General features: G+C 73.1%; 14 protein-coding genes. 4 read left to right on the top strand and 10 right to left on the bottom strand.

The window, feature by feature from the left end:
• Positions 1–143: 143 nt before the first annotated feature.
• Positions 144–605, bottom strand: a complete 462-nt coding sequence (gene soxR / locus ACYQ8Q_RS10550; RefSeq protein ID WP_460063906.1) for a redox-sensitive transcriptional activator SoxR — start codon at positions 603–605, stop codon at positions 144–146.
• Positions 606–688: 83 nt separating this feature from the next.
• On the opposite strand from soxR, the gene ACYQ8Q_RS10555 reads away from it, so the two are divergent.
• On the top strand, positions 689–1,150 hold the full coding sequence (locus ACYQ8Q_RS10555) for a MaoC family dehydratase (RefSeq protein ID WP_460063908.1): 462 nt from the start codon (positions 689–691) through the stop codon (positions 1,148–1,150).
• 2 nt (positions 1,151–1,152) lie between these two features.
• On the opposite strand, the gene ACYQ8Q_RS10560 is transcribed toward ACYQ8Q_RS10555, so the two are convergent.
• From ACYQ8Q_RS10560 to ACYQ8Q_RS10570, 3 genes are all read right to left on the bottom strand, one after another.
• A complete protein-coding gene (locus ACYQ8Q_RS10560) occupies positions 1,153–1,779 on the bottom strand; it encodes a TetR/AcrR family transcriptional regulator (protein ID WP_460063910.1) in 627 nt (208 codons plus the stop codon).
• Positions 1,780–1,887: 108 nt separating this feature from the next.
• Entirely contained in the window at positions 1,888–2,175 is a 288-nt protein-coding gene (locus ACYQ8Q_RS10565) for a YiaA/YiaB family inner membrane protein (RefSeq protein WP_055634839.1), read from the bottom strand.
• A 61-nt stretch (positions 2,176–2,236) separates the two neighbouring features.
• The gene (locus ACYQ8Q_RS10570) at positions 2,237–3,388 is read right to left on the bottom strand and encodes an acyl-CoA dehydrogenase family protein (RefSeq protein WP_460073247.1); all 1,152 of its coding nucleotides are present in this window, start codon (positions 3,386–3,388) and stop codon (positions 2,237–2,239) included.
• Between the two features lie 65 nt (positions 3,389–3,453).
• Here ACYQ8Q_RS10570 and ACYQ8Q_RS10575 point away from each other — a divergent pair, with 65 nt between their 5' ends.
• The 3 genes from ACYQ8Q_RS10575 to ACYQ8Q_RS10585 all read left to right on the top strand — a co-directional run bounded on the left by ACYQ8Q_RS10575 (position 3,454) and on the right by ACYQ8Q_RS10585 (position 5,858).
• Entirely contained in the window at positions 3,454–4,086 is a 633-nt protein-coding gene (locus ACYQ8Q_RS10575; RefSeq protein ID WP_460063913.1) for a TetR/AcrR family transcriptional regulator, read from the top strand.
• A 55-nt stretch (positions 4,087–4,141) separates the two neighbouring features.
• Positions 4,142–4,852: an ArsR/SmtB family transcription factor gene (locus ACYQ8Q_RS10580; protein ID WP_460063915.1), complete on the top strand. Its 711-nt coding sequence runs from the start codon at positions 4,142–4,144 to the stop codon at positions 4,850–4,852.
• A gap of 79 nt (positions 4,853–4,931) precedes the next feature.
• A complete protein-coding gene (locus tag ACYQ8Q_RS10585) occupies positions 4,932–5,858 on the top strand; it encodes a DMT family transporter (protein ID WP_460073248.1) in 927 nt (308 codons plus the stop codon).
• Here ACYQ8Q_RS10585 and ACYQ8Q_RS10590 read toward each other — a convergent pair.
• The 6 genes from ACYQ8Q_RS10590 to ACYQ8Q_RS10615 form a co-directional block, all read right to left on the bottom strand.
• Complete coding sequence (locus ACYQ8Q_RS10590; RefSeq protein WP_460063916.1) at positions 5,850–7,172, bottom strand: MFS transporter; 1,323 nt, start codon at positions 7,170–7,172, stop codon at positions 5,850–5,852. The genes ACYQ8Q_RS10585 and ACYQ8Q_RS10590 overlap by 9 nt on opposite strands.
• Positions 7,173–7,340: 168 nt before the next feature.
• Positions 7,341–8,420, bottom strand: coding sequence for a Zn-dependent alcohol dehydrogenase (locus ACYQ8Q_RS10595; RefSeq protein ID WP_460063917.1), 1,080 nt, complete (start codon positions 8,418–8,420; stop codon positions 7,341–7,343).
• 13 nt (positions 8,421–8,433) lie between these two features.
• Positions 8,434–9,822: an aldehyde dehydrogenase family protein gene (locus ACYQ8Q_RS10600; protein ID WP_460063920.1), complete on the bottom strand. Its 1,389-nt coding sequence runs from the start codon at positions 9,820–9,822 to the stop codon at positions 8,434–8,436.
• Positions 9,823–9,930: 108 nt separating this feature from the next.
• Positions 9,931–11,268: an ABC transporter ATP-binding protein gene (locus ACYQ8Q_RS10605; protein WP_460063921.1), complete on the bottom strand. Its 1,338-nt coding sequence runs from the start codon at positions 11,266–11,268 to the stop codon at positions 9,931–9,933.
• A gap of 132 nt (positions 11,269–11,400) precedes the next feature.
• Positions 11,401–12,195, bottom strand: a complete 795-nt coding sequence (locus ACYQ8Q_RS10610; RefSeq protein ID WP_460063922.1) for a class F sortase — start codon at positions 12,193–12,195, stop codon at positions 11,401–11,403.
• Positions 12,182–12,898: a hypothetical protein gene (locus ACYQ8Q_RS10615; RefSeq protein WP_460063925.1), complete on the bottom strand. Its 717-nt coding sequence runs from the start codon at positions 12,896–12,898 to the stop codon at positions 12,182–12,184. Before ACYQ8Q_RS10615 ends, ACYQ8Q_RS10610 begins: the two co-directional genes overlap by 14 nt.
• Positions 12,899–12,920 lie beyond the last annotated feature (22 nt).

Consider the following 12,920-nt stretch of genomic DNA (forward strand, 5'->3'; position numbering starts at 1 on the left):
CTGACGGGGTGCCGCCGCGCCCACCCGTGCCGCTCCCCAGCAGCACGACTGCCCGCAGCTGGGCGGTTTGGGGTTTGAGGGGTGCGGGGAACTGCGCGAAGGGCCACGACGGCGCCGCAGCCGTTCGACGGACGCCGCGCCCCCTACTTCCGCCGTTCCCCGAGCAGTCGCGATCCCGTGAGGCGGTCGCCGAACACGTCGTCCGGGTTGGACAGCACGCACGTGTCCAGCGAGAGGCAGCCGCAGCCGATGCAGTCGGTCAGGTGGTCGCGGAGGCGGTTGAGCTGCTGGATGCGCCGGTCCAGTTCCGCCCGCCACCGCGCGGAGAGCCGCGCCCAGTCCTCCCGGGTGGGCGTGCGCTCCTCGGGAAGTTCCAGCAGCGCCTCGCGGATCGTGGCGAGCGGGATCCCGACCCGCTGGGCGGCCCGCACGAAGGCGACCCTGCGGAGCGTGTCGCGGTGGTAGCGGCGCTGGTTGCCCGCGGTACGGCGGCTGGCGATCAGCCCCTTGGACTCGTAGAAGTGCAGCGCGGAGACGGCGGCACCACTGCGCGCGGCGAGCTGCCCGACCGTGAGCTCATGGACCTTCTCGGGAATCTGCGGCACCCCTCGAACCCTACCGCCCCCGTCCGCTACCATGCTAAGCAGTCGCTTAGCAGATGAGACCGCGCGAGAGGGCCCGAGACGACATGGCAGAGCCGAGGATCTTCACGTCCGCCGAGGAACTGAGGGCGGCGGTGGGTGAGCAGCTGGGGTACACCGACTGGCTGGAGATCGACCAGAAGCGGATCGATCTGTTCGCCGACGCCACCGGTGACCACCAGTGGATCCACATCGACCCGGAGAAGGCCGCGGCGGGCCCGTTCGGGACGACCATCGCCCACGGCTATCTGACGCTGTCCCTGCTGCCGCTGTTCGGACCGCAGCTGATCACCGTCGAGAACGTGAAGATGGGCGTCAACTACGGGACGAACAAGGTGCGTTTCCCCTCCCCCGTCCCGGTCGGCTCCCGGCTGCGCGCCACCGCGACGATCACCGGCGTCGAGGACGTGACCGGCGGCGTCCAGGTCACCGTCGCCTTCAGCGTGGAGCGCGAGGGCGGGGACAAGCCGGTGTGTGTCGCGGAGTCCGTCTCCCGGTACTACCTGTAGGGCTACTCCCCCGCGCCCACCATCCGCAGCACGAGGTCGGCGTAGAGCGCGCCGACCTCCTCGGGCGTGCGGGGACCGTCGACGTTGAACCAGCGGGCCACGTCGATGCAGAGGGAGAGCACGGCGAGCGTGGTGCCGTGCACGTCGATGACCTGGAACTCCCCCGCCGTCACACCGTCCTGGATGATCCCGCGCACCTCGGCGTCGACCTGCCGGCGCAGTCCGAGGATCTCGGCGCGGGCGTCGGGACCGAGGGCGTCCAGTTCGTACTGGACGACCCGGGCCGTGGTGCGCCGCCCGGCATGCCAGCGGACGAAGGAGCTCACGGCCTCCGCGAGCCGCTGGGTCGCGCTGCCCTCACCGGCCGCCGCCGTGCGCAGGATGTCCAGCGCACGGTCGTGACCGATCCGGCTGATGCGGTGGAGCAGCTCTTCCTTGGTCTTGTAGTGGATGTACAGGGCGGCCGGGCTCATGCCCGCGCGTCCCGCGATGTCGCGGGTCGTCGTCGCGTGGTAGCCGCGTTCGGCGAAGGCCTCCACAGCGGCGACGAGCAGTCGCCGGGCCGCGTCAGGGGTGACCTCGTCCCACGGCTCGATCTCGCCGCCGGCCGTCTCCTGAGCCGTACTCATCCCTCGCTCGCCCCTCTCGGTACAGTCGCTCCACCATACCGCCGAAGGTGAGCGGCCGCTTAGAGTGGCCGCTCAGCGCAGGGGAAACCCTCGGGTCCCGCGGAGCGCTCAGATCTTCTCGAAGGGGTCGTGCTCGGCGAGCAGCTTCTCCAGCCGGGCCTGGTCGACCCGGCTGACGATCGTCCCCGCCTCCTGCCGGTCACGGATCACCTTCGCCAGGGTGAAGGAGGAGGTCACCAGGTACAGGACCGCGACGGCCAGGAACGCGCGCACCCAGGCGTCGGCGTTCATCCGGTAGATCCCGATCGCCGTGGCCGCCATGGCGACGGCGAAGGACGCGACGGCCTGCCCGTAGAACGCGGCCGTGTTCTGCTGTTTGACCGGTGTGTCACTCATGGGCGACAGGATCCCGCCGATGTGGCGCGCACCACATCCGTTCGGGTACTCAGACGGATACTCAGAACGCCGAGACGCCCGTCAGCGCCCGCCCGATGACCAGCTTCTGGATCTGGCTGGTGCCCTCGTACAGGGTCATCACCCGGGCGTCCCGCAGCAGCTTGCCCGCCGGGTACTCGTCGATGTAGCCGTAGCCGCCGAAGACCTGGAGGGCGTTGTTGGCGGCGCGCACGGCGGCCTCGGAGGCGAAGAGCTTGGCCTTGGAGGACTCGACGGCGAACGGCAGCCCGCGGTCGATCAGATCGGCGACCCGCCAGGTCAGCAGCCGGGCCGCGTCGACGTCCACGGCGATGTCGCTGATCAGCTCCTGGATCAGCTGGTGGTGGGCGATGCTCCGGCCGAACTGCTCGCGCTCGCCCGCGTACCGCACGGCCGCGTCCAGCGCGGCCTGGGCGATGCCGACACAGCCCGCCGCGACCGACATCCGGCCCTTGGCGAGGGCGGACATGGCGACCGAGAAGCCCTTGCCCTCCGCGCCGAGCAGGGCGGACGCGGGCACCCGCACGTCCTCGAGGACCAGTTCGGCGGTGGCCTGGCCGCGCAGACCGAGCTTGCCGTGGACGGTGCGGCGGGTGAGGCCGGGGGTGTCGGTGGGGACCAGGAAGGCGGAGACGCCCCGGTGGCCGGGGGCGTCCGTGGAGCGGGCGAACAGCAGGACGACGTCGGCCCAGGTGCCGTTGGTGATGAACATCTTGCTGCCGTTGATCACGAACTCGTCGCCCTCGCGAACCGCCCGGGTGGCGAGGTTGCCGGCGTCCGAACCGGTGCCGGGCTCGGTGAGGCCGAAGCAGCCGACGAGCGCGCCGGAGGTCAGCCCGGGCAGCCAGCGCCGCTTCTGCTCCTCGCTCCCGAAGGACGCGATCGTCTTCGCGACCAGCCCGAGCGAGACGGAGACGATCCCGCGCACCGACGAGTCACCGCGCCCCAGCTCCTCCGTGACCAGGCAGTACGCCAGATGGTCGCCGCCGGATCCGCCGTACTCCTCGTCGATCGTCAGCCCCAGGAAGCCGACCTCGCCGAGCTTCTTCACGATGCCCCGGTCCACCTCCTCGGCGCGGTCCCAGGCGACGACGTGCGGGGCGATCTCGCGCTCGACGAAGTCCCGGGCCAGCTGCCGTACGGCCTCCTGCTCGTCGTCGAGCCCCAGATGCACCACGAGATCACCCCAGCCGTAAATTAGCACTGCTAGTTTATTTCCGCAGCTCTACTATGTGCGCCATGGCCCGACCGCGCAAGCCCCTTCTCAGCACCGACCGGATCGTCGAGACCGCACGGATGCTGGTGGACGCGGAGGGCCTGCCGGCCCTCTCCACGCGCCGGCTCGCCGCCGAACTGGGGGTCAGCGGGCCCTCGCTCTACAACCACTTCCGCACCAAGGACGAGATCCTGGAGGCCGTCGCCGACTCGGTGAGCGCCCAGATCGACCTGTCGATGTTCGAGGACGGCCGCGAGTGGCGGACCGCGCTGCACGACTGGGCGGTCTCCTACCGCGCCGCCCTGCGCGACCACCCGAACATCGTCCCGGTCCTCGCCCAGGGCCCCGGCCGCCGCCCGGCCGGACTCCGGGTCGCCGACGCCGTCTACGGCGCGATGGTCGCGGCCGGCTGGCCGCCCGCCCAGGCCACCTCCATCGGCGCGCTGATGCGCTACTTCATCATGGGCTCGGCGCTGGGTTCGTTCGCCGGCGGTTTCGTGGACGACGCGACGGCCTACGACCCCGCCGACTACCCCCACCTGGGGCAGGCCCACCTCCTGGCCGAGCAGCAGGAGAAGATCGACGAACGTGCGTTCGAAACGGGCCTGACGGCCCTACTGGACGGGCTGGCAACACAACATCGTCAACTGTCCTGACCTCGCCGGCATCGTTCGGCGCCCGCCGAACCGTCCGTCCCCCATCCTGGAACACATGACCACCAGGGACGCGAGGGCACCGGGGCTGGCCGCCCTCGCGGCCCTCGTCGCCGACGAGACCCGCGCCACCTGCCTGCTCGCCCTGCTGGACGGCACGGCCTGGACGGCGGGTGAGCTGGCCCGCCACGCGGGCGTGGCCGCGTCCACGCTGAGCGAGCACCTGGGCAAGCTGGTCGCGGGCGGGCTGCTCGCCGAGGAACGGCAGGGTCGGCATCGGTACGTCCGGCTCGCCGACGCCCGGGTCGCCCAGCTCGTGGAGGACCTCGCGGCCCAGGTCGCCCCGGACCCGGACGCGCGGCCGCACACACTGAGAGCCGCGAACGCGGGGTCGGCGATGGCGCGTGGCCGCACCTGCTACGACCATCTCGCCGGACGCCTCGGCATCGCGGTCACCGACGCGCTCACCGCGCGCGGGCTGCTGCGCCAGGACACCGGCTTCGCGCTGACCGACGCGGGGCTGGCCTGGTTCGCCGGCGCCGGCATCCCGCTGGACCGGGCGGGCCGCCGTCCGCTGGCCCGGGCCTGTCTCGACTGGACCGAGCGCCGTCCGCACCTCGCCGGTGTCGCGGGCGCGGCCCTGTGCCGGCACGCCCTCGACGCGGGCTGGTGCGAGCGGATCGGCTCCGAGCGGGCGGTCCGGGTGACCTCGGAGGGCGAGCGCGCCCTGGCCGAACTGCTGGGCATCCGGCAGGGCGCGTTGGCCTGAGCCGAGCGGGAAACCCGGACGTCCCCGTCCGAATGCCGCGAGCTCCGTCCCCCCGCACGTCTCCAGCCTCGGGAGCATGATGAACACCGCACGTCGTCCGGAGCTGCTCGCCGCGGGTGCGGCCGGCTTCACCGTGGTCGCCTGGGCCTCCGCCTTCGTGGCGATCCGCAGCGCCGGGGACGCCTACTCCCCGGGCGCGCTGGCGCTGGGCCGGCTGCTGTCCGGTGCGCTGGTGCTGGGGGTCCTGTGCGCCGTACGGCGTGAGGGGTGGCCGCCGAAGGCCGCCTGGCGGGGGATCACGGTCTCGGGCGTGCTCTGGTTCGGCGTGTACATGGTGGTCCTGAACTGGGGCGAGCAGCAGGTGGACGCGGGAACGGCGGCCCTGGTCGTGAACATCGGCCCGCTGCTCATCGCGCTGCTGGGCGCGCGGCTGCTCGGGGACGCCCTGCCGCCGAGGCTGCTGGCGGGGATGGCGGTGTCCTTCGCGGGGGCGGTGACCGTGGGGCTGTCGATGTCGGGCGGGGGCGGGTCCTCGCTGCTCGGCGTGGTGCTGTGTCTGGCGGCGGCCGTGGCGTACGCGGGCGGGGTGGTGGCACAGAAGCCGGCGCTCGGGCAGGCGAGCGCGCTCCAGGTGACGGCGTTCGGGTGCGCGGTGGGGGCGGTGCTGTGTCTGCCGTTCGCCGGGCAGCTGGTGCGGGAGGCGGCGGACGCCCCGCTGTCCGCCACCCTCGACATGGTCTATCTGGGGGTCGTCCCGACCGCGCTGGCCTTCACCACCTGGGCGTACGCGCTGGCCCGGACGACGGCCGGGCGGATGGGGGCGACGACGTACGCCGTGCCCGCGCTGGTGGTCCTGATGTCGTGGCTGGCGCTGGGCGAGGTGCCGGGGCTGCTGACGCTGGCGGGCGGGGCGCTGTGTCTGGCGGGTGTGGCGGTGTCGCGGTCGAAGGGACGGCGGGCCGCGGCGGTGCGGCCGCGGCCCGCGCAGGAGGACGTGTCAGCGTGAACGGGCCCGGCCCGCGAGGACCTTGATGGAGATCAGCGCGAGCACGGCGAGGGCGACGAGGTAGGCCGAGACCGCGAGCGAGGTGCCCGTCGCCTCCAGCAGCAGGACCATGACGAAGGGGGCCAGGCCGCCGCCGGCGACCGCGGCGATCTGGTAGCCCAGGGAGGCGCCGGTGTAGCGCATCTCGGGGGTGAACAGTTCGGCGAAGAGAGCGGCCTGGGGGCCGTACATGATGCTGAGGAAGCAGCTGGCGACGAAGGTGCCGACCGCGAGCCACAGCAGTGAGCCGGTGTCGATCAGCAGGAACAGCGGTACGGCCCACAGGGCGATGCCGACCGCGCCGAAGGCGTAGATCCGGATGCGGCCGAGACGGTCGGAGAGCGCGGCGGAGACCGGGATCAGGGCGAGCTGGGTGAGGCTGACGCCGAGGGAGACGGCGAGCACGGGTCCGCGGTCCATACCGAGTTCACGGGTGGTGTAGTCGAGGACGCCGGTGATGAGGATGTAGAAGGCGGCGGTGTTCACGGCGAAGGAGCCGCCCGCCAGCAGGACCGTGCCGAGGTGCTCGCGCAGGATCGTGCGCAGCGGGGAGCTCTGCTCGGACTTCTCCTGCTCGTTCAACGCCCTTTCGGCGGCGCGGAATTCGGGGGTCTCCTCGACGCGGGTGTGGATGTAGCGGGCGAGGACGAGGACGAACAGGCCGACGACGAAGGGGACGCGCCAGCCCCAGGCGGCGAAGGCGGTGTCGGTGGTGAGGGCGCCGGCGAGGAGGAAGGCGGTGTTGGCGGTCACCACGCCGATGGGGACGCCGAGTTGGACGACGCTGCCGTAGAGGCCCCGCTTGCCCTCGGGGGCGTACTCGGTGGCCAGCAGCATCGCGCCGCCCCACTGGGCGCCGACCGCGACGCCCTGGACGACCCGGAGGAGGACCAGCAGGATCGGCGCGGCGACGCCGATGGTGTCGTAGGTGGGGAGGAGGCCGATGGCGGTGGTGGCCACACCCATCAGGGTGAGCGCGAGGACCAGCATGGGCTTGCGGCCGCGTTTGTCGCCGAGCTGGCCCGCGACGATGCCGCCGAGCGGGCGGGCCAGGAAGCCGACGCCGAAGGTGGCGAAGGCGGCCAGGACACCGGTGGTGGAGCTGCCGGCCGGGAAGTAGAGATCGCCCAGGACGAGGGCGGCGGCGATGCCGAAGACGAAGTAGTCGTACCACTCGACGGCCGAGGCGAGGGCGGCGGCGGTGGCGACGCGGCGGCGATGGGTGGTCGCCGGGGCCGCGGTGGGGGTCGGGTGAGCGGTGGGGAACGTGTCCATACGAGCACACTCCAGTGGGTGCGGTGGGGACGTTCCCGGGAACATACTGACCGGACGGTATGTGGTCAACGACTTGCGCACGGGGCTTTTCGGCCGGGCCCGCAACCGGGTCCGGCCAAAGGGAGGGGAAAGAGTCGGAAAAGGACCGGGAGCGCCCCCCCGGAAGGCCTAGAAGACCACCAGGGACCGGCCGCCCTTGCCCGCGAGCATGTTCTCGAAGGCCGCCGGGATGCCGTCGAGGGCGATGTGTCCGGTGACCAGGGCGGAGAGGTCGAGACGGCCGGCGCGGACGTGGTCGGCGAGCACCGGCAGGTCCTCGGCCGGGTTCGCGTTGCCGTAGACGCAGCCGGACAGGGTCCTGCCCCAGTGGAAGAGCTCCAGGGCGTTGAAGGTGACCTGCTGGTCCTTGCCGCCGATGCCGACGACCGTGGTGCGGCCGCCGCGCCGGGTGGACTCCCACGCCGTGCGGATGGTCACGGCGCGGCCCACGCATTCCACGGCCACGTCGACACCCTGCCTGCCGGTGAGGCCGCGGATCTCACGGGCCGTCTGCTCGGAGGCGACCACGTACGCGGTGGCGCCCGCCGCCCGCGCCAGCTCCTCCTTCTCCGGGGAGACGTCCACGGCGACGATCGTGGAGGCGCCGGCGATCCGGGCGGCCTGGAGGGTGGCCAGGCCCACCCCGCCCACCCCGAAGACGGCGACGGTCTCACCGGGGCGGACGCGTGCCGCGTGATGGATCGCGCCGTATCCGGTGAGGACCGCGCAGCCCAGGAGGGCCGCGTCGACGAGGGGGACGCCGTCGGGCAGCGGCAGGACGCAGGGGGCGCCGACGACGGTCTCCTCGGCGAACGCGGCGACGTTCAGACCGGGGTGGAGGTCGGTGCCGTCGGCGGTGCGGGCGTAGACGTCGGCGAAGCCGGTCAGCGCGTTGGCGCACAGCCAGACCTCGCCGAGTCCGCAGGCGTGGCAGCTCCCGCAGGACGGGGCCCAGTTGAGGACGACCCGGTCGCCGGGCGCCACCCGGGCGACCCCTTCGCCCACGGACACGACCGTGCCCGCGCCCTCATGGCCGAGGACCGCGGGGACGGGCACCCGCATGGTGCCGTCGGACAGGGACAGATCGGAGTGGCAGACCCCGGCGGCGGCGAGACGCACCCGGACCTGGCCGGGGCCGGGCTCCGGGAGGTCGATGTCGGTGATCTCCAGGGGAGCACCCACGGCGGGGAGCACGGCGGCGCGGACCATGGCGGCAACCTCCTCAGAACTGAAGGGACTTGGTCTGCAGGTACTCGGCGAGACCGTGCGCGCCGAGCTCCCGGCCGACGCCCGACTGCTTGTAGCCGCCGAACGGGGCGAGGGGGTTGAAGCGGCCCCCGTTGATGTCGACCTGGCCGGTGTCCATGCGCCGGGCGAAGGCGACCGCCTCGGTCTCCTCCCCCGCCCAGACCGCGCCGGCCAGGCCGTAGACCGTGCCGTTGGCGATCCGCAGGGCGTCCTCCTCGTCCTCGTAGCGCAGGATCGACAGGACCGGGCCGAAGATCTCCTCCTGGGCGATCGTCATCTCGGGCGTGACGTCGGCGAAGACGGTCGGCGCGACGAAGTAGCCGCGCTCGCGCGGCGATTCGGGGCCGCCCGCGACCAGCCGGGCGCCCTCGGCGAGGCCCTTCTCGATGTAGCTCCGCACCCGCGCGAGCTGCTGGGCGTTCACCAGCGGCCCGATGCGGTCGGCGTACTTGGCGGCGGCGGTCGCGGCACGTTCGACGGCCTCGTCGTAGTGGTCGCGGTGGACCAGCATGCGGGTCCAGGCGCTGCACGTCTGGCCGGAGTTGGACATCACGTTGGCGACGCCGACATGGACCGCCCTGGCGAGGTCGGCGCTCGGCAGGATGACATTGGCGGACTTGCCGCCGAGCTCCAGGGCCACCTTCTTGATCGCGGCGCCGGCGGTGGCGGCGATCTGCCGTCCGACGGCGGTGGAGCCGGTGAAGGAGACCAGGTCGACGCCGGGATGCCCGGCGAGGGCCTGCCCGGCGACCGGACCGAGGCCGGTGACGAGGTTGAACACCCCGGCCGGAACCCCGGCCTCGTGGACCGCCTCGGCGAAGAGCTGGGCGGTGAGCGGGGTGTCCTCGGCGGGCTTGAGGACCACCGTGCAGCCGGCGGCCAGGGCCGGGGCGGCCTTGGCGACGATCTGGTGCAGCGGGTAGTTCCAGGGCGTGATGGCGGCGACCACGCCGACCGGCTCGTGCAGGACGGTGGAGTTGCCGACCTTCTCCTCGAAGGAGTGGGTGGCGGCGAGTTCGGCGTAGGAGCCCGCGACCGCGATCGGCAGGCCCGCGTGGACCGCCTGGGAGAAGGCGGGCGGCGAGCCGAGTTCGGCGGTGACGGTCTCGGCGATCTCGTCCTTGCGGTGCGCCAGGACGTCCCGGAGCGCGGTCAGCCGGGCGGCGCGCGCGGCGGGCGGGGTGGCCGCCCAGCCGGGGAGCGCGGCGCGCGCGGCCCGTACGGCGGCGTCGACGTCCTCGGCGTCACCGGCCGGGACCCGGGCGATCACCTGCTCGTCGGCCGGGTCGACGACCTCGATCACATCCCGGCCGGCGGCGGGGCGCCAGGCGCCGTCGAGATAGATGCCGTCGTGTGCCTTCATCGCGTTCCCTCCGGCGGTGGTGGTCGTCCGCGCCCTAAACTAGCGTCGTTAGTTTTCCGGCACCAGGGCCGCCGGGGCGACCGCGTCACCGCACGGGAGTGCGCCTGCTCACTCCTCCAGGTCGGGCAGCCGCGCCGGGGCCGGGCAGATGCGCTCGCCGTGCTGGTCGAAGACGAAGAGATGGGCGGTGTCCACGAGGAGGGGGACCTGCATGCCGTACCGGAGGTCGAAGTCGGGGGTGGTGCGGACCACCAGGTCGCCGGGGACGCGCACCTGCGGGGTACCGGACGGCCGGTCCTGTTCCGCCGGCTCGTCCAGGGCGACGACGGGTCCGGCCCGCAGACCGCCCGCGCGTCCCCGCAGGCGCCCGAGCACCCCGCCCTCGCGGGGGCGGCGCCGGGTCGGGCGCGGCACCGGGCGGGGCGCCTCCAGCTCGGGGACGAGAGCGGGGCTCGAGCCGGTGTCGAAGTGGACGAGGACCTCGTGACCCTGGAACTCCACATGCTCCACGAGCCCGGTGATGTGGGTCTCCTCGGGGCGGGCCTCGGCGGCGGTGGCGATACGTACGGCCTCCGAGCGCAGCCCGACGATCACCTCGCGGCCCTGCTGCACCCGCAGCAGCCGGTGGTCCAGACAGAGCGGCTCGGGCAGCCGCAGGGCCTGCTTGCCGAGGCCGACCGTCATCGCCCCGTCGAGCGGGGCGCGGACCACACCGCGCAGGAGGTTGATGCGCGGGGTGCCGATGAAGGCGGCCACGAAGACGTTGCGGGGCAGGGCGTAGACCGCGCGCGGGGTGTCCACCTGCTGGAGGACACCGCCGCGCAGGACGGCGACCCGGTCGCCGAGCGACATGGCCTCGGCCTGGTCGTGGGTGACGTGGACCGTGGTGACGCCCAGGTCCCGGGTCAGTTTGGACATCTCGGCGCGCAGGTGGTTGCGGAGTTTGGCGTCCAGGTTGGACAGCGGTTCGTCCATCAGGAAGGCGGAGGGGTGGCGGGCGATGGCCCGGCCCATGGCGACCCTCTGGCGTTCGCCGCCGGAGAGCTGGGCGGGGAAGCGGTCGAGGAGGTCCTCGATGCCGAGCATCCGGGCGGTGGCCTCGATCCGCGGGCCCGGGTCGGCGCGGGGGGTCTCGATGCGCAGCGGGAAGCCGATGTTGTCGCGGCCGGTCATGTTCGGGTAGAGGGCGAAGTTCTGGAAGACCATCGCGATGTTCCGCTCGGAGGGCGCGAGGTCGTTGGCGTACGCGCCGTCGAGGAGCACCTCGCCCTCGGTGATGTGCTCCAGGCCGGCGATCATTCTGAGCACGGTGGACTTCCCGCAGCCCGAGGGCCCGAGCAGGACCAGGAACTCGCCGGGCTCGATGTCCAGCGACAGCCGGTCCACGGCCCGGACCCCTCCGGTGTGGACCTTGCTGACGTCGTGCAGGGATATGGCGCGTGTCATGGAAGTGTCCCCGGGGGCTCACTGATGTGGTGAGTCACGGAAGTTAACGGACTGTGCACGCCCGGGGGAAGAGAACGGCCCGGATCGGGCGTCGTGGTCCGACCGGTGAGAAACCGGACGGTCTGGTTCGGGTCAGCGGGGGCGGGGGTCCGGTTCGAGGACGCGGGTGAAATGGGCGAAGACGACGAGGTTGCCGTCGTAGCCGGTCCTGCGGTGGAAGGTGCCGCCGCAGGTGATCAGCCGCAGCTCGGGGCGGCCGCGGTCGCCGTACACCTCCCCGTTGGGGAAGTGCGCCTTCTCGTACTTGCGCAGGGCGTCGACGGCGTAGACGGCGGTACGGCCGTCGGCCCGGCGGACCTCGATCAGCTTGCCCCGCCTCAGCTCCGACAGGCCCGCGAAGACGGCCGGACCGCTGTCCGTGTCGAGGTGCCCGACGGCGACGGCGGTCCCCCGGCCGCCCGGTCCCGGACCGTCCGCGTACCAGCCGACCCGGTGGGCGTCGTTCTCGGCGGGCGCGGGCAGCCGGCGCCGGTCGTCGAGCCGGAGGTCCATGACCGGAGCGTCCACGCTGAGGTAGGGGATGAGAAGGCGGACGGCCCGCGCGGAGGCGAGGGGATGGGGGACGGCCGCCGGGCGGGGGTCGCCTGGCGTGCCGGGGGAAGGCGCGCCCCGGGGGCGGGAGTCGCCGTCCTGGGGACGGGGCGTGGCGAGCGGGCCCCGGCCGTCGGCGGGGTCGCCGGGTGCCGCCCCGGCGACCCGGGCGGAGCCCCCCGGGCCGGCCGCCGCCGGGCCCGGGGGTTCCTCGTCCTGGGTCCAGTGCACACATCCCGTGACCAGCGTGGCGGTCAGGACGACCGTCCGGGTCAGGCGGTAGGCGCGCGTCCGGTACCAGGGCCTGCGCCTGCGCCTCCGTCTACGCGGCGCCATGCGGACGGCGACGGAGCCGGAACCAGACCACTCCGCCGACCGCGGCCACGCCTACGGCCGCCGCACCGGCCACCGGCCCGAACGCGGCGTCCCGCGCGAGCCCGCCGCCACCGGCGGGGGGACCGCCGTGGGGGCCGCCGGGGTAGCCGTGCGGGCCGCTGGGGTAGCCGGTGGGGTAACCGGTCTCCGTCTCGCTCGGGCTGGTGCTGGGACTGGCGCTCGGGCTGCCGCTCGGGCTGCCGCTCGGGCTGGTGCTGGTGCTCGGGCTGCCGCTGGGGCTCGGCGAGCCGGACGCGCAGTCGACCCAGAAGACCTTCTGCTTGCCCGCGCCGTCGCCGTCGGCCGTCGTGAAGGTGAGTTTGTAGTGCCCGTTGGGGAGGGAGATGTCCTCGCTCCGACCCGCCCCCGTGGCGTCGAGGGCGATCTCGCCGGAGGCGCCGTCGGGGCCGGAGGACGGCGGCTGGGTCACGATGGTCCAGGAGGCGTTCTCGTTCGGGTCGAAGTTGAAGGCGTCGATGTAGAAGAGACAGACGTGGGGGTCGTTCTCGGGCAGTTCGACACCGGTCTCGGCGTCGTGGATCTTGACGTCTCCGTTGGCGGCGGCGAAGGCGTGCGCCCCGGTCAGGGCGCTCCCCGCGACGGTGAGGGCCGCGAGGGCGGCGATTCGGGCGCCGGCGCGGCGGGGGCGGGGCGTGACGTGCATGCGGGCTCCTCCGAGTCAGATG

This window comes from Streptomyces sp. YKOK-I1, assembly GCF_054660435.1.

Coding starts and splice junctions, on each gene's coding strand:
- ACYQ8Q_RS10610 (WP_460063922.1), bottom strand. CDS start 12,195: ATGGCGCCGCGTAGACGGAGGCGCAGGCGCAGGCCCTGGTACCGGACG.
- ACYQ8Q_RS10580 (WP_460063915.1), top strand. CDS start 4,142: ATGACCACCAGGGACGCGAGGGCACCGGGGCTGGCCGCCCTCGCGGCC.
- ACYQ8Q_RS10590 (WP_460063916.1), bottom strand. CDS start 7,172: ATGGACACGTTCCCCACCGCTCACCCGACCCCCACCGCGGCCCCGGCG.
- ACYQ8Q_RS10575 (WP_460063913.1), top strand. CDS start 3,454: ATGGCCCGACCGCGCAAGCCCCTTCTCAGCACCGACCGGATCGTCGAG.
- ACYQ8Q_RS10560 (WP_460063910.1), bottom strand. CDS start 1,779: ATGAGTACGGCTCAGGAGACGGCCGGCGGCGAGATCGAGCCGTGGGAC.
- ACYQ8Q_RS10595 (WP_460063917.1), bottom strand. CDS start 8,420: ATGGTCCGCGCCGCCGTGCTCCCCGCCGTGGGTGCTCCCCTGGAGATC.
- ACYQ8Q_RS10615 (WP_460063925.1), bottom strand. CDS start 12,898: ATGCACGTCACGCCCCGCCCCCGCCGCGCCGGCGCCCGAATCGCCGCC.
- ACYQ8Q_RS10605 (WP_460063921.1), bottom strand. CDS start 11,268: ATGACACGCGCCATATCCCTGCACGACGTCAGCAAGGTCCACACCGGA.
- ACYQ8Q_RS10555 (WP_460063908.1), top strand. CDS start 689: ATGGCAGAGCCGAGGATCTTCACGTCCGCCGAGGAACTGAGGGCGGCG.
- ACYQ8Q_RS10585 (WP_460073248.1), top strand. CDS start 4,932: ATGAACACCGCACGTCGTCCGGAGCTGCTCGCCGCGGGTGCGGCCGGC.
- ACYQ8Q_RS10600 (WP_460063920.1), bottom strand. CDS start 9,822: ATGAAGGCACACGACGGCATCTATCTCGACGGCGCCTGGCGCCCCGCC.
- ACYQ8Q_RS10565 (WP_055634839.1), bottom strand. CDS start 2,175: ATGAGTGACACACCGGTCAAACAGCAGAACACGGCCGCGTTCTACGGG.